General features: G+C 38.1%; 22 protein-coding genes and 1 pseudogene. 15 read left to right on the forward strand and 8 right to left on the reverse strand.

Annotated elements, in window-relative coordinates:
* Positions 1 to 283: 283 nt before the first annotated feature.
* Positions 284 to 1,519: an IS110 family RNA-guided transposase gene (locus B5X77_RS14745; protein WP_079508733.1), complete on the reverse strand. Its 1,236-nt coding sequence runs from the start codon at positions 1,517 to 1,519 to the stop codon at positions 284 to 286.
* 554 nt (positions 1,520 to 2,073) lie between these two features.
* Between B5X77_RS14745 and B5X77_RS14750 the strand changes: the two genes are divergently transcribed.
* The 6 genes from B5X77_RS14750 (at position 2,074) to B5X77_RS14780 (ending at position 5,827) form a co-directional block, all read left to right on the forward strand.
* Positions 2,074 to 2,493, forward strand: coding sequence for a hypothetical protein (locus B5X77_RS14750; RefSeq protein ID WP_176167331.1), 420 nt, complete (start codon positions 2,074 to 2,076; stop codon positions 2,491 to 2,493).
* 195 nt (positions 2,494 to 2,688) lie between these two features.
* Positions 2,689 to 2,997: a hypothetical protein gene (locus B5X77_RS14755; protein ID WP_257391817.1), complete on the forward strand. Its 309-nt coding sequence runs from the start codon at positions 2,689 to 2,691 to the stop codon at positions 2,995 to 2,997.
* Between the two features lie 154 nt (positions 2,998 to 3,151).
* A complete protein-coding gene (locus B5X77_RS14760) occupies positions 3,152 to 3,604 on the forward strand; it encodes a CBO0543 family protein (RefSeq protein ID WP_079506941.1) in 453 nt (150 codons plus the stop codon).
* A gap of 394 nt (positions 3,605 to 3,998) precedes the next feature.
* Complete coding sequence (locus B5X77_RS14765) at positions 3,999 to 4,208, forward strand: hypothetical protein (protein WP_079508734.1); 210 nt, start codon at positions 3,999 to 4,001, stop codon at positions 4,206 to 4,208.
* Between the two features lie 464 nt (positions 4,209 to 4,672).
* Entirely contained in the window at positions 4,673 to 5,020 is a 348-nt protein-coding gene (locus B5X77_RS14775; RefSeq protein ID WP_079508736.1) for a hypothetical protein, read from the forward strand.
* Between the two features lie 264 nt (positions 5,021 to 5,284).
* On the forward strand, positions 5,285 to 5,827 hold the full coding sequence (locus B5X77_RS14780) for a DUF3267 domain-containing protein (protein WP_257391888.1): 543 nt from the start codon (positions 5,285 to 5,287) through the stop codon (positions 5,825 to 5,827).
* Between the two features lie 775 nt (positions 5,828 to 6,602).
* Here B5X77_RS14780 and B5X77_RS14785 read toward each other — a convergent pair.
* Positions 6,603 to 7,355 (reverse strand): L,D-transpeptidase family protein, encoded by a 753-nt coding sequence (locus B5X77_RS14785; RefSeq protein WP_079508737.1) that lies wholly within the window; start codon positions 7,353 to 7,355, stop codon positions 6,603 to 6,605.
* A gap of 232 nt (positions 7,356 to 7,587) precedes the next feature.
* Between B5X77_RS14785 and B5X77_RS14790 the strand changes: the two genes are divergently transcribed.
* Complete coding sequence (locus B5X77_RS14790) at positions 7,588 to 8,280, forward strand: DUF421 domain-containing protein (protein ID WP_079508738.1); 693 nt, start codon at positions 7,588 to 7,590, stop codon at positions 8,278 to 8,280.
* A gap of 51 nt (positions 8,281 to 8,331) precedes the next feature.
* Complete coding sequence (locus B5X77_RS14795) at positions 8,332 to 8,538, forward strand: hypothetical protein (protein ID WP_079508739.1); 207 nt, start codon at positions 8,332 to 8,334, stop codon at positions 8,536 to 8,538.
* A 183-nt stretch (positions 8,539 to 8,721) separates the two neighbouring features.
* Here the strand turns inward: B5X77_RS14795 and B5X77_RS14800 are convergent, their stop codons facing one another.
* The gene (locus B5X77_RS14800) at positions 8,722 to 9,483 is read right to left on the reverse strand and encodes an MBL fold metallo-hydrolase (protein WP_079508740.1); all 762 of its coding nucleotides are present in this window, start codon (positions 9,481 to 9,483) and stop codon (positions 8,722 to 8,724) included.
* Positions 9,484 to 9,612: 129 nt separating this feature from the next.
* Between B5X77_RS14800 and B5X77_RS14805 the strand changes: the two genes are divergently transcribed.
* Complete coding sequence (locus tag B5X77_RS14805) at positions 9,613 to 10,026, forward strand: Lrp/AsnC family transcriptional regulator (RefSeq protein ID WP_079508741.1); 414 nt, start codon at positions 9,613 to 9,615, stop codon at positions 10,024 to 10,026.
* A 17-nt stretch (positions 10,027 to 10,043) separates the two neighbouring features.
* Here the strand turns inward: B5X77_RS14805 and B5X77_RS14810 are convergent, their stop codons facing one another.
* Together B5X77_RS14810 and B5X77_RS14815 are read right to left on the reverse strand one after the other, a co-directional pair.
* A complete protein-coding gene (locus B5X77_RS14810) occupies positions 10,044 to 10,367 on the reverse strand; it encodes a hypothetical protein (protein ID WP_079508742.1) in 324 nt (107 codons plus the stop codon).
* 259 nt (positions 10,368 to 10,626) lie between these two features.
* The gene (locus tag B5X77_RS14815) at positions 10,627 to 11,142 is read right to left on the reverse strand and encodes a hypothetical protein (RefSeq protein ID WP_079508743.1); all 516 of its coding nucleotides are present in this window, start codon (positions 11,140 to 11,142) and stop codon (positions 10,627 to 10,629) included.
* A gap of 103 nt (positions 11,143 to 11,245) precedes the next feature.
* Between B5X77_RS14815 and B5X77_RS14820 the strand changes: the two genes are divergently transcribed.
* Positions 11,246 to 11,572, forward strand: a complete 327-nt coding sequence (locus B5X77_RS14820; protein WP_079508744.1) for a GNAT family N-acetyltransferase — start codon at positions 11,246 to 11,248, stop codon at positions 11,570 to 11,572.
* 63 nt (positions 11,573 to 11,635) lie between these two features.
* On the opposite strand, the gene B5X77_RS14825 is transcribed toward B5X77_RS14820, so the two are convergent.
* Positions 11,636 to 12,403, reverse strand: a complete 768-nt coding sequence (locus B5X77_RS14825; RefSeq protein WP_079508745.1) for a FixH family protein — start codon at positions 12,401 to 12,403, stop codon at positions 11,636 to 11,638.
* A 395-nt stretch (positions 12,404 to 12,798) separates the two neighbouring features.
* Between B5X77_RS14825 and B5X77_RS23050 the strand changes: the two genes are divergently transcribed.
* From B5X77_RS23050 to B5X77_RS14840, 3 genes are all read left to right on the forward strand, one after another.
* On the forward strand, positions 12,799 to 13,086 hold the full coding sequence (locus B5X77_RS23050) for a hypothetical protein (protein ID WP_139378366.1): 288 nt from the start codon (positions 12,799 to 12,801) through the stop codon (positions 13,084 to 13,086).
* A 193-nt stretch (positions 13,087 to 13,279) separates the two neighbouring features.
* The gene (locus B5X77_RS14835; protein ID WP_079508746.1) at positions 13,280 to 14,632 is read left to right on the forward strand and encodes a methyltransferase domain-containing protein; all 1,353 of its coding nucleotides are present in this window, start codon (positions 13,280 to 13,282) and stop codon (positions 14,630 to 14,632) included.
* A complete protein-coding gene (locus B5X77_RS14840) occupies positions 14,629 to 17,220 on the forward strand; it encodes a polynucleotide kinase-phosphatase (protein WP_079508747.1) in 2,592 nt (863 codons plus the stop codon). Before B5X77_RS14835 ends, B5X77_RS14840 begins: the two co-directional genes overlap by 4 nt.
* A 445-nt stretch (positions 17,221 to 17,665) precedes the next feature.
* On the opposite strand, the gene B5X77_RS14845 is transcribed toward B5X77_RS14840, so the two are convergent.
* On the reverse strand, positions 17,666 to 17,974 hold the full coding sequence (locus B5X77_RS14845; RefSeq protein ID WP_079508748.1) for a winged helix-turn-helix transcriptional regulator: 309 nt from the start codon (positions 17,972 to 17,974) through the stop codon (positions 17,666 to 17,668).
* A gap of 448 nt (positions 17,975 to 18,422) precedes the next feature.
* Between B5X77_RS14845 and B5X77_RS24020 the strand changes: the two are divergent.
* Positions 18,423 to 18,580: pseudogene (locus B5X77_RS24020) on the forward strand (glyoxalase); the annotation flags it as partial.
* A 243-nt stretch (positions 18,581 to 18,823) separates the two neighbouring features.
* Positions 18,824 to 20,172 (forward strand): IS1182 family transposase gene (locus tag B5X77_RS14850; RefSeq protein WP_139378312.1). Its coding sequence is split into 2 segments (ribosomal slippage): positions 18,824 to 19,388 and positions 19,388 to 20,172, totalling 1,350 coding nucleotides; the frame shifts between segments, so codons are not numbered across the junction.
* A gap of 134 nt (positions 20,173 to 20,306) precedes the next feature.
* Here the strand turns inward: B5X77_RS14850 and B5X77_RS14855 are convergent.
* The gene (locus tag B5X77_RS14855; RefSeq protein ID WP_079508749.1) at positions 20,307 to 20,501 is read right to left on the reverse strand and encodes a hypothetical protein; all 195 of its coding nucleotides are present in this window, start codon (positions 20,499 to 20,501) and stop codon (positions 20,307 to 20,309) included.
* Positions 20,502 to 20,607 lie beyond the last annotated feature (106 nt).

The raw sequence follows: 20,607 nt of genomic DNA on the forward strand, positions 1-20,607 counted from the left end.
AGGAGCTATATACTTTAAAGGAACGTGTAGAGTTGCTTGAGAGAAATTGTGTAAGAGATAAAAATGAGCATAACTAATTTGTGTTTAAAATGATGTGTTCACTCGTTCCATTCTGCTTACTAATGGAACCTTGTTCAATTGTTCCACTAAACCAGCTAATAGTTTGTCAATATTTTTCATTAAAATATCGAAATTCATCGTGATATACTAAAAAAGTGTATACCAAATAACCTTCGTATTCTTTGAACTGGAAGGTTTTTCGTTATTTAGTTAGATGTTGTTTCTATGCTATATCTTGGAAAGTTGTTCTGTTTTTTAATAGGGCAAATATCCAGTGTAAGAGCTTATTTACACAAGCAATGACTGCTACTTTAAATGGTTTTCCTTCCTCGCGTTTCTTATCATAGAACTGTCGTAATTTCTTATTTCGAGGAATGATTTCATCGCTTGTTTTACTCTTGCGACAGTCGCGTATAGCACAACGAACAGCCATATATAAAGCGTGGCGCAGCCCGCTGGAACCTCTTTTGGTGATTCGGTTTTTGGTGGCAGTAAACTTGCCAGATTCGAAAACACTAGGGTCTACTCCAGCGAAAGCCACGAGCTTTTTAGGGTCAGTAAATCGATCTATCTCACCAATTTCGGAAATAATCGTTGCCGCGATCTTTTCACCGATACCAGGGATAGATTTGATGATATTATATTCTTCAACTTCTTTAGCGAGGGCATCTATCTCAAACTCCAACGTGGATAGGTGCTCTTTGTATTGAAGAATAATGTCAATGTACAAACCTAAGCTTAAAATATGACTCTGATAGACTGTCTTTTCAAAGGGATTACGAGCTGCCACCACTTTTAGTTGTAAGGCTTTTTCATTGGCCCATCTGATTGAGCGGCTTTTACATAATTCCTTGATCCTATTTGAGAGTGTGTCATCACTTGCCTCTAATATGTCCTCAGATGACGGAAACGCCTTTAATGTTAAGAGGGATACCACAGAATATAAATCACCGAAGACTCTTCTATATTCAGGAAATACTTGAACTAGAATAGCCTGGAACTGAAGCTTTGTCTGAATCATGACTCCTGTAATATTTTCGTGTTGTCTTGTAAGATTACGAAGGTTTAAAAGCTGAACCCCACGCTTTTTATATGGCTCTAACTCCTCCTTGTAAAACAACTCGCAGAGGTGGTAAGCATCGATGGCATCTGTCTTTACTTTCCTTAAACTTGAACTTTTCGCCTTATAGGAAATCAAAGGGTTAATAATGATTAATAAATACCCACGTTCCTCTAAATATTGGACTACTGATTTTTGATAGTGTCCAGTAGCTTCAAGAATAACTGGAGGTTTTAGACCGGATTCTTTTTGTACTACCTCTAAAAACTCTACAAGTAAATCAAGACCCTGTAGTGTATGAGCTACTTTAAAGCTCTTACCGAATGGTTTGCCTTTATCTACAAAAGCTTGAACCTGACTTTCCCCCTTTGAAATATCCAGACCAACGACTGGATTCATCCTGTATCATCTCCTAATCTCTTATTTGCCGGTACCCCTTGTCCTTCTTGCAGTGTCACAGTTTCGCTTGTTATACGAGATCTATGTCCCAACCAGCCTCAATCATGTTTCTACAAGTAGGGGGCAAACTGTTTAGCTGACGGTATCCAAGTCCCACGGGCAGTTACGTTTAACCCCGCCTACCGTTATAATAAGACCATATAAAAAAAGGTCAACCAGAAATATTTGCATATCTGGATGACCTTATAATACGAACGGGGAGTTTAAGAAGGAAGTTATTGAAAACTCGTAGACTTTAAATAAAAAATATTAGAACGTGGTGAATTTATGGACATAAAAAATAAAATAAAATCATTACTGAGGGAGACTGTAAAAGATTTTGTCCAAGGCGATTTTATTAAAATTAAATCAAGGTTAGAAAATGGGCTTTCAATCAGTGACCTTAAAGAAGAGATTAGTTAAACAGTTAGGCTTGAAGATGCGGGTTGGTTGTGATGGATAATATTAATTCAAGATGCGAAATCTAACTGTAAAAATTTACGGGAGTGAGCATCGTGAAGAAAATAATTGTTCTCTTTACAATTTTATTAATGTTACTCACAAATAACTTGGTTAATGCTAAACCTCCAGAGCCAAAGGAAATTAAACCGTATGCAGAAGATTGGTATGTTACACCGGAAGATATTATTAGAGATATTATATTTCCAGCCATTGATAAAAGGATAATAAAAGAGTATGGAGGAAAAGAGGCTTCTGGTTTTGGGTGGCAGCAACAGAGGATTCTTAATATTGTTTATAACAATAATCATTCTTATGATATTTCCTTAAGAATTCAAGTTCTGGAAAGTAACAATAAACCATTTGAGTATGCAGATGACTTGGTTAAAGTAAGAGTATCGCCATCTTGTGATAGTCCTAAAATTGGATGTAGTCACGGCTTTAAGGTAGAAGTATTAGAATACGAACATAAATAACGGTAAAAGGTATTTCCGGTAGAACCTAATTGAAATGACCGTCTTCACCTTACTCGTGCGTTGATCCAGGAAGGATTAACGTCTTTTTTGTTGAATTCATTATGGAACTAAAGAAGCAGGAGTTGTAGAAGGATTGTTATCATAAATATATGAATTAGATAAAAAAGGATTTAATAAAAAGAGGTGACTTCAACATTGAATGATTTACTAATAGAATTTATGAATGAACCTTGGTGGTTGATTAATAATAAAATGTCAGAATCTCTTAATGAGGAATTAAAGAGAGAAATTTCACCAAATCACATTCTATTCGCCAAAAAAGCTGTTGCAGTGGCTAGGAGAGAAGATAATGATGATGTTGTATTTTGGGTGAGTGATATACAAAGACATGCTGTTGTTCATCTAACCTATTCAAAAGAAACCTCTGGAGAATTTCCTCGTACAAATTTGTTTACATTAAGAGAATTAAAAGAACATTGTAGAAGTGTTTCGGAATTTTATTAAGCTACGATTTGCTTCCCTTTGATCCATCTGCAAATTTAGAGGTTTTTTTGTTGTTCAACTAAAGATGCAGGGAGTTAAAGAAGAATAATTCATGGAATAAATACTGACAATATGGTTGGTATTGTTGTTTTTAAAAAACGAGGTGTTCCTCTTGGTGAAGCTATTTATAGTGACAGTTATATTAGTTCTTTTAGTTGCCCTCAAAATGCCCAGAAAAAGAACTAGGCACGAGTTACTAGCTACAATACAGTTTGCATTGTTGATGAATTTTGTAACTGATTTGTATCTTGATTTAAAGTACAAACTTTACTGGTATTTTGATAAAGAACAAATAGAATGGTTGTACCTATCTGTAGCTCTTGGTGAGGTTGCTGTTCTGCTTATTATTTTTAATTATTTTCCTCTGAATTCTAATGCCCTTAAGAAATTTATATATATCTTGGGATGGACATTCATTCTTGTATTTCTCGAATTGTATGCAGTTTATATTAGAGTTTTACATTATGGCGAATGGAAAACAATCTATTCGGCGGGGGTTTACTTTATTTCATTGTACATCCTTTATTTCGTATTGGACTACACAGCGGATAAAAGAGAAACTCAGTAATAAAGTCCCGATTTATTCTTGAACGAACGGGTGCTTATGTTGAATAAGATGATTTGTATCATATCCTGGCGCTTATTTGCAGTCAGTATTTAGTTTTTTTAGTTCTGTTTTCCAGAAAAAGAGGGGACCTAGTTTAAAGGATGAGAAAAAATCCAAGTGATATTACTTTTCGTATAATATAAATTAACGCTTTTATACATCAAGTAAAAAAATGCTTAAACCCTTGGTACATATGGGTTTAGGCATTTTTTTATTATAGCATAATTAAGGTTAAGAAGGATTAACGGCCTTTTTGTTGAATTCCTTATTAAACAAACAGTGCAGTAATGTTGAAGAAGCATTTGGATAATTTTGTTATAATATCAATAAAAGAGTTTGTAAAAGGAGCTGCACAATGGAGGTAATCTTAGCAAGTATATTTTCAGCAATAATAATATTTATTACTGTCTTTAGACTAAATAAAGTATTTCTTACCGCCTATAAAAGGAGAGAAATTTCCTTTCGTAAATTTGTTGTTTTTGCTGCTTCTTCTATTGTTATAGGATTACTGGTTGTTATCACTTTACCCTTTGGATTTCAAAAAATAATGGATTACATTTACTAATTCCTTATTAAACATAAGGAGCAGGTTTGTTTAATAACAAAATAGATATTTATAACAATCTTATTCCTATATTATTCCACCGTGTTATAATTAGTGTAAATTTACACTAATAAATTTTAGGTGGAGTAAAGAATGAAAATATATATATCTTTTAGTTTCTGGATTTTGATATTGCCTATTTCAATTTATTTTTTTAACCTATTAGGCTTCGATGATAAAAACTTGCTAATATTCTTCACAAGTCCACCGTTTTGGTTAATTGAAACACATTGGTTTGTCGTAAACTTTACACATCCTTCTGAGATTCCAATGAGTGTAATTTATGTTTTAACTGTATTATTTTGGTTTCTATTAGGTCTATTACTGGATAAAGCTACTAAAAAACTAAAAAACATCAGGAAGAATTAACAATCTTTTTGTAGATATCCTTTTTAAACATAGGGGGGAGGTTAGTTGAATAACGAATGACAGAAAGAGTTGGTTATATCGATGAAAATCTACTAGAAACAATAAATTCTATCCGATTTAAAGAGGTTTCTCTTGGCTATCGAACGGTAACAATATTCCCTTCCCAGGATTTAAATGAGACACAACTTGGATACAGCATTGACTATACGGACACTCTATCAGATATGGGAGAAGGAGACTGGCGTTCTTCATGGTTAGTTATTGGAAACGAGGATGAAACAGGGATCCTATTTTTATCGATACTGAAGAAGAGCAGTTCCCTGTTTACAGCGCTTTTCATGGACAAGGGAATTGGGTGGCATACAAAATTGCTGCATCGCTTAAAAAGTTTGAGAGTGCTTTGAGTTTTATAAGTAAATTAGCAGTGAGTCGTGAAAATCCTGTGGAATTAGAAAAGAATCCAATAACTTCTGAGGAGCGAAAACAAGTTTTAAAAAACATAGCCCAGGAAAATGACCAAATTGAGATGAGCTTTTGGGAATCTTGGTTAGAGGATTTATAAGAGCAACAAAAAAATATTATGTATTGGTTTGTATCTGTAATTGTACTAACCTGGCAGTTTAGTGGAACAACACTTTAAGAATGGATTAGTTTAATGAGGGATGTGACTGCTTTTGATAATTTGGTTTCGACACTTACCAAAGGTAAGTATGAATTTACCAGAGTGGACTCCTTTTATACAAAATAATTGGTATCGAAAGCATTATATGAAATTTGTATACCTACTTCAAATAATAATTTTCCTAATACCGCATTTCATTTCTACAGGATTCACAAATATTAATATTTTTTTACTCATAGGAATAGGTATTCTTGTCCTCATCATTCACGAATGTTTACACATTTTGGTCATAAACAAAAAAGGTGATATTAGCCTAACGTTTAGCGGTATATTTTTTTGGCTAAATACAAACGCGACCCTCTCCAAAGTTAGATTCTGGGTCTTTATGAGCTTACCATTTATTGTATTATCGGTTGTGCCAGTAATTATATCGTTCTATGTATTAGGAAATATCAAATTAATCCTATTATTTGTAGGTTGGATCAACACTTTGATTTCTTCCTCAGATATCATTAATTCAGTTCTAATTGCAATTAAACCCAAGAACACAGTTTTTTGCAGAGGCTATTACCGAATAAAACAGTATTAAAAGGTAACTCAAATGCGTTTGAACTAAGGTTAGAGCAAGTAAAAAAGCCTTAACCTGCTGATATTTAACTAAAGGGTGTTTGATCCAAAAATGATCCAAGAAGGGTTAAGGCACCTTTTTGTTGAATTTCTTATTGAACTATAGGTACAGGATAGTTCAATAAAGGAAATTAATCATCTAAAAGAGAACTGATAAATTAGGTAATCTAATAGAAGGGATGGGGAATGAATGTGGTGGAGAATACCTTTAAATTTTATTGTAATTATTATTGTTTCTTACCTATTATTTAATCTAATTGCTTACATACTTCCAGATAGTCCAACAGCAACAGAAGTATTAATGTTAGTGTTAACTATACAAACATCTTTTATTATTTCAATTCAATTATATATGATTCAAAAAAGCAAGAAATAGAATAGATTGTGAAGGTTTGTACTTAAACTATCGGCTGCTTTTAGTTTAAGAGGGATTCGTTCATAAATAAAAATAGCTTATCGCTACCGTTATGCTATTTTTTTATTCCCCCAATCGTTTCTTTTAGGAAAATTGCTGGTTAAAATGTAGGTGCTTTGCACCCTTTCAGAAGCGTCTATTAGTCTGCAAATTGATATACAAATTCTATAACAAAAAAATAAAATTTATTAGTATAAATGCCTCTAATCAAAAAAAAGACCATCATTATTATTTACAATTTGATGGTCTATTGCTTAATATATTTAATTTCTATGACAGGTAACTGAACCCGTTATTATTTGAGCTCTTTTTGTGCTTGCATTTACTTCATTCCCAGCGCCTTTTTGGTAGCTGGCCCGACGATTCCGTCCGCTTTTAGTTTCTTTGCTTTTTGAAATTTCTTTACGGCTGCTTCCGTAGCAGGACCGAAGACTCCATCGATTCCTTTAGTGTTGTAGCCTTTATTTGTAAGGGTCTGCTGCAGAGTCTTTACCTCAGGACCTCTCATGCCTTTTTTCAGTACAGTGCTAGATGAAGGTGCTGCAGCCACCGGAACTGATGCCTGGACAGTAACTTTATAACCATTTGCAGCTGCAATCGCATTAAAGGATTTCTTAGAGGTAGTAATGACAACAGGAGTATTAACTTTTACTTGGTCATAAAGCCATTCCACTTCATTATCATACATACGGATGCAGCCTGCACTCACATAACCGCCGATTGAATTTGGGTTGTTGTTGCCATGGATTGCATAAGTGGTGCCCCAGGTTCCTCTCGCATTGATTCCCAGCCACCTATTGCCAAGCGGGTTCTTTGGGTCACCTCCTGGGATGTTGCCGCTGTAATAGGGTCGATTCTTGATTTTGTTGACGATTTTGAACGTTCCCTCAGGAGTATAAGTTGACTTCCGCCCAGTCCCCACTTTAAAGGTTTTTACCAGTTTATTATTTTTGTAATAAGCCAGTTGATTATTAGACTTGTTGATAATTATAATTTCTCCGCCAGCTGCCTCTGCTGGTGCTTCAAAAAACACCATTGAGAGCAGCAGCATCATACAAACAAACACCTTTTTCATTTCCCATCCCCCTTGAAAAATCAATGCAGCAGCCCTTCAGGAAAGCGTGCATTTTAGTAAGTTATTCCAATCTAATAAACGATTTTTTTGCATAAAAGTTACATATTTTTCCTGGTTATGATGAATATTTCTTTCCCTTTTTTCTGACAGCTGTGTCGTTTTTTGTATTTTTATAAAATGACGGTTCAATTCCTGAATTTTTTCCCATAATGGGAAGGAAGGAGTGGGAGTGTTGAATCATTATTTATCCATAGCAGTAGAGTTAATTAGTGGATTTGTTTTCCTGTTTTTTATGACAAAAATGCAAGGGAAGACGCAATTCTCGCAAATTACACCATTTGATTTTATTTCAGCCATTATCCTCGGAGAATTGGTTGGGAACGCAATATATGACCACGAAGTAAGGGTGGGCGAAATCGCCTTTGCCGTTGCCTTGTGGGGAGTACTTGTCTATGTTGTAGAGACAGTTACCCAAAAATTCCTCCATTCGCGGAAATTGCTTGAAGGGGAGCCTAATATCGTAGTACGCGAGGGAAAGATCAAGTTTGATGCGTTGAAAAAAGCTAAGCTGGATATCAATCAGCTTCAAAGTCTGGTCAGGCAGCAAGGCTATTTTTCATTGCGAGAAGTTGAGTATGCAATCATCGAAACGAATGGAATGGTAAGTGTCCTTCCAAAAGCGGATTATGACACGCCAAAGAATAGTGATATGAAAATCAAGGTACAGGACCCAACCCTGCCAGTCAATATGATCCTTGATGGAGAAGTGGTCCACGAAAATTTAAAAGAAGCGGGTCTTGACGAACAGTGGCTGAAGACAGAACTTGAGAAGCATAAAATCCAACACTTTGAAGACGTGCTTTTTGCGGAGTGGATGGAAAATCAACCTTTATTTGTACTGGAGTATGAACGGAAGGCGAAATGAAAGGCTGAGGCAAATGCTTTTTGTCTCAGCCTTTTAATTGGAATAATCCTCATGAATAAGTCAACGGGGATTAAATCTTGTTTAACGGAGAATAAAAGGGAGTTAACCGGGATTATCACTCCTCAAACGGGGATTAAATTTTCTCCAACTATTGAAAATAGAGAGACCACCACTACTAAAGCAGAGGGACCGGCTAAAAAAAGGGGACAACGGTTGAATAAATGGAATGGAACTGTAATTAGTTTTTGGAATGTGTGAGATTGCCAGTGAAATTAAGCAGATAATGAATATGCCATTGATCTTTTCCCAAAACGGCAGAGAAAGGTGGAAGCAGGCTAAAAAAGGTTTAAATGCGCCTCCTTATTTTATGAAGAAGCGTCACGTTTTAACAAAAAGTCCCCTTTGATATTAGCAATCAAAGGGAACTTTTAATCAAATAACTTAAAACGTATAAGAATCTCCATCTTCTGGCACTAACACACTAGAAATGATTCCTTTTGCTTCGGCAAAACCCCTCAGTTCTTCTCTTGATAGTGTCCAGTGGTTCACCGCTTCCAAATGGACAGCGATTATTTTTGCTTCAGGGGCTGCTTGGTAAACTTCATAGACATCTTCTTTTCCCATAACGAGGGATCCGCCTTGGTGAAATTGATTGTCCCCAGCGTTTACGACAATGATGTCTGGAGTGTGTGCAGCTATAGTTTCATTTACACCCTCGTACCCCACGGTGTCTCCGGCCACATACAAAGTTTTCTCCACAGGATGCTTGAATACCACACCACATACGGGGCCAGCCAGTGTAAGGATTTCACCTCTTCCATGTTCGCCCCTTGTTTTGATGAGTTTGATTCCTTCAAAAGTGGTGTCCTCTGTTAAGACTTCAATATTGGTAAAACCATCTTTACGAAGTGATGCTGCATCTTGCTCGTTCTGGACAAATAATCTCATTTCTTTTGGCAGAGCTTCTTTTGCTGCTTCATCCCAGTGATCAAGATGTAGGTGAGTAACGATGACTGCATCAATACCTTGAATGACATTTTCTAATGAAGCTGGCAAGGCGACAAGGGGATTATTTTGGTCCTGTCTTGCTGAATTAGGGAATGGAGGATAGGTGCCTTTGTCGGCCAGCATCGGATCGATTAGAAACCTTTTTCCTGCATAGTTCACAATGATCGTTGCATTACGTATATGCTGAATCTTCATTATCTGAGCTCCTCTTCTTTTAAATTTTCTTTGAACAATGTATATTCTAATCTATAAACAAATACCAGATACATAGCATAAATTAAGTGTTTCTGCACTTTGACTTTATTTTCGAAAGGAGTTTCTTATATGTTGGACCAGACGGATAATCAAATCCTTGATGAGCTCTCCAGAAACAGCCGAATAAAGATGAAGGAATTAGGGGAGAAAGTCCACTTAACGGCTCCTGCTGCCTCAGCAAGAATCGCGAAGCTAGAGGATAGCGGGGTCATTGAGGGATATACCATCAAACTCAATCATACCAAGATGGGCTTCTTCATACATGCATTTATCACGGTTCTGACACAAAGCATCCACCATCAACCATACCTGGATTTTTTAAAAGGACAGGAAAAATACCAGATCAATCATTATAAAATCAGCGGAGGAGGGTGTTATCTGCTAGAATGTAAGTTTCCTTCAAATGAAATCATGAATCTTTTTTTAGAGGAATTGAATCAGTATGCGAACTACAAATTATCGATTGTCATTAAAAAAAGCTGAACCGCCAACAAATTGGATCAACTTTTATTTTTAAAATATATATATAAACCCGGATTGAATAAGCTTAAAGCCAGTGTTCCTAAAGAGATGAAGAAGATGACCGGATCCCCTCCAAGTCCGATTTCATCTATAATTATCGCATCGTAATACACCACTTCAACAGTAATTATAGCGAATAGCAAGGATAAACCGATTACGCTAAAACCGTTCAAGAATTTTTTCCGAAATCCCGGGATCACGATCAGTAAGCATAACAAGACGGATAAAAGCAACAGAGTGAAGAACACGGGTCTCATTAAGGTGAAAGCTCCATCTGTTACAAAAGTTTTATATGTATACATAATGCCTCCATGCATTTACATAATTGTAAAGGATGATCCCTGTTTCAGTGGAAACAGGGAATCCATCCTCCTGATAGAAGGAGATTCAAGGGACTATTTTGGTCAGCGACCGTCAATTTGCCAAAGTAGGTAATAGGTTAAGGGTGACATAGTAAGTGGTCAATGTTCATTGGTTTGCCATTGGCCATTCCTTATCTACTATTAGATGGTAAAAGGTTCTCCTTCTATCCCTTGAAGGGGAGTCTCACTCCTCCAAGGATTAAAAATACTTTTCGCTATCAAAATCCAATTCTATCGAATAATTTTTTGCATTGATCAAATTGGACAACTTGTTAGCATGCCGTTCCGCTTCCAAAGCCTTTAGACGGTAAACTTCCGGATCATAGGTTGCAGCCCGGACCATTATGATTGTTTCACTGTAGGAGTACGCCGATTCTTCTTTTGAAGCGGCTGCCAATTCTTTCATTTTCCTGGCTTGGGCACGCAGCTGCGTGGCGAGCTCAATTGCTTCCACAATGGTTATAGTTTCATTGTTGAAGTGAATCTCATTGTCTATATTGGCCCTGTACACGAGTTTATCCAGCAAACGAAAATCATTGCGTACTTCTTCCATTTCCAGCTCTACATCTGTAAGGGTTCTAGTTTGCTTGGGAATATCGCTGCCCTTTTCAATTGTCACAAAGGCGACCCTGTCCATTTCTTCTTCAAGTTCACGGATTCTTTTTGCCAATACACTTTTCAGCTTAACAGCTTCTGCGAGTGTTATCTTATTCACGATCGTTCCCCTTTAACGTATGGCTTTATTTTAAAAGAATAGCATAAGGAAAATTATGGTACAACTATATTGTGCAAAAAACGACTGGTTTGATTAAAAAGGAATACAGAATAAAACAGATACATATTTGGGCTACTGTAAAACTAATGAATTTATAGGTCTCGGAAGTTTGGTCTTAAATGAAGAGAAAATAGACGAAGCGGAGTTAGGCTATATGCTGTTTCCTGAACATTGGGGCAAGGGGTATGGGAGTGAGATTGCGGAAATTCTCATTCGGAAAGCAAATAGAACAGCGGTAAAACGGTTAACTGCGATTATTGATCCTAAAAATATACCATCCAGAAAAATATTAATTAATAATGGCTTTATTTCATTGAAGTTGTGTGAAATTGAGGGGCTGCCTGGGGAGATATTAAGCAAAGAATTATAAATTGCGGCTAAATAATTATAAAAAAGCTCACTTATTTGTGAGCATTTTATAATCTATTGAATTTTAATTTGAATCTACATCTAGCGATTTTTCTGTATGATCATGGATATTCCCTTTTTCGACATGAATTTTTATATGAAAGCGGCCGTCTTCTGGGAAGGTGTATTTAGTGGAATATGTGCCAGCTGAAATTTCCTCGGCCTCGATGAACTGATGATTTGTCTCTTTCTCTTTCCAGATTTCAAAACGGACACGAGCTCCCGAAACAATCTCTTCCTGTTGAGCAATCTTCACGGCTAGCTCCGCTTGCTGTTTGCTTTTAATCACCGCGGGTGCAGTAAAATCAAAGGAAACTTCGCTATTATGATGTTCGTTATGTTCGTGTTCGGTGTTTTTTTCATTTTCCGAGCCTTCCTCATGGCTGCTTCCTAATTCGTTTCCACCTACAATGATTTCTATTTTTGGCATACTATGCATCCGGTTGGCTGTAGTATGAGCCACGATAAAATAATTCCCGCCTTCTGTGAATGTTTTTTTGATCGAATAGTTCCCATCCTGCTCGTTTTTCGCAGGTGTCATTTCATGGTCATTCTGTCCGGATCTCCAAATTTCAAATTTCACTTCATCTGCATTGGTAACTTTCTCCTCACCCTGACTCACATGAGCTTTTATTGTAACCTCCTGATTAATTTCAATTTTTTCAGGAACAACGATTGAAACTTCCAGAAGTTCTGGTGGGTCTTCAAGTGAACTTTCCTTTCTATCTTGATCAGTATTACAAGCCGTCAACAGAAACATAATCGCGATAAAAACAGTCAAAAATTTCTTCATAACAATTAGACTCCATTCTTCAAATTAGTTTCTAAATCATAATAAGCTGTAAATGTGATAAATGTATGAAAATCTAAAGAAGGGAAGTGTCATATTTTAATAAGAATAGACTCTGAAAAACCAGGGAAACTTAACCTAAAATCATATTAGGGTGATATTTGTGTATAGGAAGTTATTCGTCTTACTCATTTTAAGTTTTACTATATACGGGATGAATAGTGGGTCAATTTATGCAGCTAATGTTCAGTCATAAGAAAAAATCTACCGGGAAATAGGTTGTAAAACAAACGAAGAGGCAGTTTCAGAATTTGAACAACATTTTAAAAAAGACATAAAACTTTCCTATGAGAGTACCACAAGTAACATTCACTCATTATTTTGGAAGATTCAATGATATGGAAGGAGACAGAAATGACTCTTTAGAAGTCGTTTTAATAAATGAAGAGTTTGCTGAACACCATTACAAGATTGATATCCGCCCTGTTGGATGTAGGATACAAATGAAAGCCAAAGACACGCTTAAACTCAAGAATGGAACAAAAGCAATCTATACATGTGTGACAACCTTCAACTTGCTGGTTTTTGAAAGAGATGGCTGGCAATACATTTTGAGTATTGACAAGAGGGCAGCTAATAAGGTGACTACTGAGAAATTAGTTGAGATAGCCAACTCTATTATATGAAAAGCCTTGTTAGTAAACGCGACACGGCTGCCACTTTCCAACAATTGTGTTAGGCGAAGAGACTCTGCCAAAAAGCGTTTTTCTTAAAGGATAAACGCTTTTTTTTGGCCGGGAAAAATGTCAAAAACCTCATATTCCATAATAATAGGCTAAATGATATAGTAAATTCAGCAAATGGAAGAAGAGGTGCTTTATGCAATTAACGATACGGGCTGTTGGTGAAAATGTTCAGGTGATTTCCCATCTGCTGGCGAAAAACCCCCATAACATCTATGAAAGACACCAAAAAGGCCATGCTGTAAGGATGTTTTTCAGTCGTTTTACCAATCACGAGGTTGAAGCAACCGTGTTCGTTGCGCCTGATTCTCTTGAACTGGTAAAAAATCAAGCTAATCAATATGACATTACTCACTACATAAATGACCGGGAGTTTGCGGTCAGCAGTATTTTCATTTCTTTGATTAGAAATGCCCTTGGGACGGCTCTTAACGGACAGCCAAAGGAGGAGTATGGCGAGTGGGTGAAGCATCCTTTTGACCTTGAACTGAGTTTTGGCCCGGTGGCCTCTGGCCTGTCGGATCAACAAATCGTTGAGCTGTTCGCTCCGCTCGGATTTGATGTGGTCATTAACCGGCCAGAAATCGAGTACAATATTAACCTGAAATCCAAAAGCTCTGTCAGGTTCATTACTTTAAATGGGATGTCTACATTACAGATGGCTTTGCGGCAGATTTTTGTGCTCGTACCTGTACTGGACAATTACAAGCATTATTATATAGATGAGAAAGAAATTGAAAAAATCGAACGTTATGGCGAGGGATGGCTTGATGACCACCCAAAAAAGTCCTTTATTTTAAAGCAGGCGCTGCGCTTTAAAACTGTATATGAGCTGGTAGAAGTCCAGGAAAATGCTGTGGCTGAACCAGGAGCTAAAAAAACCCGTCTAAATGATTTGCGTTATGAAAAAATTGTGGACTTTATCAGGGATTTGGAGAATAAGGAAAGCATTGTGGACTTTGGTTCAGGTGAAGGAAAGCTGAGTGCCAGGCTTGGTTTTATACCCGGTGTCAAGGAAATACTTGCCGTCGAACCTTCTGAAGAAGCATCGCTGCGAGCAATGGAGCGATTCACTAAGTATGAAGGTAAGGCGGATTTCGTTAAACCGACCCAGCTATGGGGATCGCTTTTTTACTATGATGACCGCCTGAAGGGGAAAGACGTGATCATTTTATGCGAAGTGATTGAGCATATCGACGTGGATCGGCTGCCGAAAGTGTTTGAAACAATTCTCCATGATTATCGTCCAAAGAACCTTCTGGTCACTACTCCGAACAGGGAATACAACCAGCTTTATGCAATGGATACGGAGTTCAGGCATGGGGACCATCGTTTTGAGTGGACAAGGAAAGAGTTCGAGGCCTGGTGTAAAGAGAGAAATAGCAAAGGGGAGTACGAGTTGGTCTTCAACAGTATTGGCGAGGAGAACGAACAATTCGGTTCTCCAACTCAAATGTGCATTTTTAAAAGAAAGGAGGTTTCAAAATGAGAATTGCCTTACCTCATACAGGAATCGTGCTTCTTGTCGGACCTTCAAACAGCGGCAAGACGACCCTGCTGAAGCGATGGCAGGAGCAAGGAAAAATAGCTCCTTCTGAAGTAGTCAGTTCCGACCAGTTCCGTGAACTGGTCAGTGACAAGGAATTCGTGGACTGGAGAAACATACCAAAGGAAGAAGCAGATATCCTGTTTGATGAATACAGCATCATTTCAAAGGAAGCTTTCGAGATGATGGATAGTTTGATACGAACCAGATGCAGGCTGAACAAGTTAACACTTGTGGATGCGACCCACCTTCAGCCTGATGATCGGAAAAGATATATTGCGATGGCAAGGGAAAGTCATGTCCCGATTGTATCGATCGTTCTTGATGTACCTGAAAAAGTACTTCTTGAAAGAGATGAGCAGCGGGCAAATCCACGAAGCAAACGGCGTATCAAGCAGCAATACCAGGTATTCACGCGGGAAAAGCGTTTTATGAAAAAAGAAGGAATCAGGTCAATATACTTTGTGAAGGAAGTTGACGAGATTGAACTGACTAGGCGCAGTCATCCGCTTGAACTCGAAGTCGGAGCTGGGATTGATATCATCGGTGATATCCACGGCTGTTATGATGAAATGATCGAACTTCTAGAAAAACTAGGCTACAAAAAGGATAATGAGGATCTTTATCTGCATCCTGAGGGCAGGAGGTTCCTTTCAATTGGGGATGTGATGAGCCGTGGTCCTCAGTCCCTCAGGAGCATGATATTCTTTTACCGACATGTCGAAAAAGGGCTGGCGTACATGATTGATAGTAATCATGGCTGGAAGATTGCTAGATGGCTTGATGGGAAGAAGGTAACCCTCTCGCATGGCGATGAAAAGGTTGAGCAGGAATTTTGGCAGTATGAAGAAGAGTACGGGGCAGAAGCGGCATCCGAGTGGAGATTTATGCTGAAGGATTTCCTTCTCAAGTCGCCGTCCCATTATATTTTAAAAAAGAACGGGATTCCTACAGTTGTTTGTGCTCATGCAGGTATTAAAGATGAGTATATTGGCAAGCAGTCGCCTGAAGTCAGTGATTTTTGCCGCTATGGAGATACTGATGGCTTTAATGAAAAAGGGAAACCGGTTAGAAAAGACTGGTTTATTGGGCATCAAACCAGCCAGCTTATTGTCTGGGGGCATGATCCGAAGCCACAGCCGCTCAAAATCAATAACAGTCTCAATATTGATCAGGGGGCCGTATTCGGGGGAAATCTTACTGCCTTCCGTTATCCTGAAAAACAGATTGTCTCAGTAAAGGCGAGAGAAGATTATTCTGGAGCAGATGATAATCCGTTGCATGAATGGGAAAGAAAGCGCCTGAATCAACCGAATATCGGTAAATTTCTGCAGGGCTATTCCGTACTGACCGACGAGTTTGGCGAGATTGCCGTTCCGGCAGAAACTGTAAAACCTGCAATTGATACAGTTTCGCATTACACGATTCCAATTGAACAGCTGCTTTATATACCGCCAACAATGAGCCCGACGCCGGCACCATCTCCTTTGGAACAATACCTTGAGCATCCAGCGGAGGCAATCCGCTACTATCGAAGCAATGGCATCGAAAAAATGGTTGCGGAGAAAAAGCATATGGGCAGCCGTGGGATTCTGTTACTGTTCAAGGATCATGAAGCTGCGAAAAAACATGTTGGTGCTGAGACACTGGGTGTCATTTATACCAGGACTGGCAGAAGGTTTTTCGAGAAGGAACTAGAAGAAGAGATTATCCACAAATTAAATGACGATTTGCATAGTCATGAGTATTTTGCCAGGCATCAGACGGATTATGTCCTGCTTGACGCTGAAATCATGCCGTGGAACCTGAAGGCAAAGGAACTGATCAGTAAGCAGTACGCGCATGTTGCCGAAAATGCGATTATGGATCGTTCGGTGATGTACGAAAAGTTAGCTGAGGCGGCAAAAGATAAAGAGGATTTCATGAGGTGGCTAAAGGAATACGATGAAAAATTGACCAATGCAAAAGAATTCGCGGAGGTTTTTCAAGGGTATTGCTGGGATGTAGTCACGCTGGACGATATCCAGATCGCACCATTTCATGTACTTGCCCACAGCGATATGACGTTTTTTAATGAAACGCATGAATGGCATATGAAAATGAACCACCAGTTTGCTCACTGCTCAAGCTTGTTTGTCACCACGGAGTACAAGATTATCGACAGCCCGGCGAGTGAGGCAGAAGTGATTGAATGGTGGGAAAAAATTACAAAGGACGGGCACGAAGGGATTGTAATTAAACCGGAGCGTTATATTGCGCGAAGCAAAGGACAACTGCTCCAGCCAGCCATCAAGGTCAGAGGCAGCAAATATCTGAAAATCATTTATGGCATGGACTATTTACAGCCTGAAAACCTAATAAGACTTAAGAAACGCAATACAGGCAAAAAGCAAAAACTTGCATTGAAGGAATTCGCACTGGGTATCGAAGGAATCCACCGCTTCGTGAACAAAGAATCCATCGAAAGAGTTCATGAATGCGTTCTGGCCACTCTGGCAATGGAGCAAGATAGAGTCGATCCGCGGTTGTAGAATTTACTAGAAGCTGAACCAGATTTATTTTGGTTCAGTTTTTTTTATGCGATTGGAATTGAGCCTGGGTCGACCGTTAATAAGAGTGGGGCAACCGTTAATAAAACTCGTTCAACCGTTAATAAAATCGTTGAAACCGTTGATATATTTTCGGAACTGTATTGTTAACCGAAAAAGGGATTATATTTGCCAAAACAGGGATTTAAATTGCTACAACAGAGATTAAATTCATATAAACAGGGATTATATCTAGATAACGAGAATGGAAGGAATCCATCTGGCAACAAATCGACTTCAACTGATATTATGGCTGGGTTAACTTTTAATAAAAATTCCTCAAATCATATCAAATCAAACTTCGACTGACATGAATTCACCTAAAATGGAATTAAACTCGTATTCGATCCACAACATAAAAGGAGCAAAGGGCGGCCCCTTTGCTCCTCTATTTTTCCAGCCAACTTTGCGACCAGTTTTCAATTTCTTTCATTAACGGTTCTAATGCCTGGCCTTTATCGGTTAAGGAATATTCTATTCTTACAGGTGTTTCTGGGAATACTTCTCGTTTGACGATTCCTTCGCTTTCCAGATCTTTTAACCTTTCAGAAAGGACTCTGCCGCTTACTCCAACTGATGATTCTATTGTGCAAAAGCGCTGAGGGCCTGATAAGAGCTGATATAGAATCAACCCTGTCCATCTTTGGCCTAAAATTCCCATGGCTTTTTCAAATCTAGGACATATTGACTTATCCATGAAACCAACTCCTTACAACCTATTATAAACAATTTTTGATTAAAAGAGTTAAAAAAGTTACTTGCATTTAGTAATTTTTAATTATACACCAACTTACTTAAAGTAACTATATTTATTGGAGGCTCTGTGCATGGATTTTCATCTAAAGCCTTTTACCTATGTAGGGCAAGAAAATTGAAGGTGCAAGATTTACAGCGTTCAATCGCTTTTTTGAAAAGGTTATTGGATTTTGAATTAATGAAAAAGGCTGTTTTCGTAAAGATTGTTGTTAAAATCCTAAAGCCGATTTTAACGTGATTATGTCCATTTTGTAGGTCGGTACTAAGTTTGCAAGCTCTTTTCTCTTCATAAGCGTTCATTTTGTGCAGAAACTTAGGCAATTCCATCCTATTTTGTCATCAATAGCAACAAGTTTGAGAAAAGAGCCATAAAAAAAGAGGATCGTTACGCAAGCTTCACTGCAGATGGGAAAACGGTTTTGTTGACGGTTGAACAACCGGATGATGTGTTCCCAAGCAGGGGAGGACTACCGGCTAATATCACTTCGCCATGCTTTTGCCGGAACCTTCTGATTTAGCCAAAATCGTCCAGCATTTCTCAGGAATTTGATTGCATTTTAGTTATTCCGATCACCTTGTGATTGAAGCGCTTTATCTTTTAAGAAAATGATACTTTTATTACAATGGATCCCTCAGGTAATCTAATAATCTTGACATTATAAAACCCTGCAAATGCAGGGTCAGGCTGTCGAGAAACTCTCGACAGCCTATATTTTTTATTAATAACTTCATCAATTCACCGCGTTAATTTGTTATAATATTAGTAATACTACTGAGGATGGTGGATTGGATGTTCAGACCTAGAAGAGATTCACAAAATGAAGCTGAATTTGTTTTCATTGAAGACTTGGTCCCTGAGGACCACTTTCTACGAAAGGTTGATAAGTACATAGATTTTTCTTTTATCGAGAAAAAAGTCCGTCCATTTTATTCTGAGAATAACGGTCGCCCTTCGGACCCTATTATGCTTTTTAAGATGATGTTCATTGGTTATTTTTATGGCATTCGTTCTGAACGACAATTAGAACGGGAAGTTCAGATGAATGTTGCCTACAGGTGGTTCCTGGGTTTAAAGCTGAATGATCCAGTACTAGATCATTCGACAATCAGTTGGAATCGACGAAAACGTTTTAAGGATACGAACATCTTTCAAGAGATCTTTGATGAAATTGTCCTTCTGGCCATTAATCATAAAATGGTGGGTGGAAGGGTGTTATTTACTGACTCCACTCACCTTAAAGCCAATGCAAATAAACACAAATTTACTCGTGAAGAAATCGAAATCGAGACTAGGGAATACATAGAAGAACTCAATAAAGCTGTTGATGAAGATAGAACAAACCACGGAAAAAAGCACTAAAAGAAAGAGAGGAGGTGACAGAGACCAAGGAAATTCGAAAAAGTACAACCGATCCTGATTGTGGCTTCATGTCCAGAGATAATAAGCAGGAAATGTTCTGTTATCTGGACCACCGAACAACAGATATGAAGTTTAATATCATAACAGATGCCTATGTAACACCTGGAAATGTCCATGACTCTGTCCCTTACCTTTCTAGATTGGATCGTCAAATTGATCGTTTTGGATTTAAAGTAGAAGCTGTGGCGCTCGACTCAGGATATTTAACAAATCCAATTTGTAAAGGTCTACACGACCGAAGTATTTTTGGTGTAATTGCCCATCGGAGATATCAGCCAACAAAAGGTCTTTTCCCAAAATGGAAGTTTACATATGACAAAGAACAAGACATCTATACTTGTCCTAATGACCAAGAGTTGGTTTACCGCACCACAACAAGAGATGGATACCGTGAATATAAGTCCGACTCTAAAAAATGTTCAGAATGCCCACTCCTGAAGGAGTGCACAAGATCAAAAAATAAACAAAAGGTCATAACTCGTCATGTGTGGGAGGACTTCAAGGAAAAGGTCCGCCTAAACAGACTCTCCCTCTCCGGAAAAATGCTTTATAAATATAGAAAAGAAAAAGTCGAGCGAAGCTTCGCAGATTCGAAAGAACTGCATGGGCTTCGCTATTGCCGGTTGCGGGGCTTACACAATGCGAGTGAGCAAGTGTTACTCACTGCAGCGTGTCAGAATATAAAAAAGATCGCCACACACCTAGCTAAGCTAGGATAATGGTGGCGATCAGTCGTTTCCTAATTCAGTAAGTGAATATGTCCATGAAAAAAGAAAGTTACCCAATAAAAAAAGCTTGTGGAAGAAAAAAATAGTACCTTTCTCCACAAGCTGACCCTGCAAATGCAGGGTTTTTATCTATGGTCCGGCCGCTTTGTCTGAATCCACCAATTAATATGGTCTGAATTAAAGACAAAAAGATTTTTAGTGGGTCTCAGGTGCGGGATGTCTTTCTCAGCTATTAATTGCTGGATTTGATCCTCGGTAAGCGGATAGCCTGCCGAGTTCAAATATGCGGCCAGTTTGGGTATTCCATAGATTTTGCTCATGTAACCACCTCCCGCAAAACCCTCCTTTAACCTAAGAAAAAAGAAAGTTCAGCAAAAGGTACTTAGCAAGCAAGATTGTTAGCATACACATTTATTACCCTTTTTT

It is taken from the genome of Mesobacillus jeotgali (genome assembly GCF_900166585.1).
Lineage (GTDB): Bacteria > Bacillota > Bacilli > Bacillales > Cytobacillaceae > Mesobacillus > Mesobacillus jeotgali_A.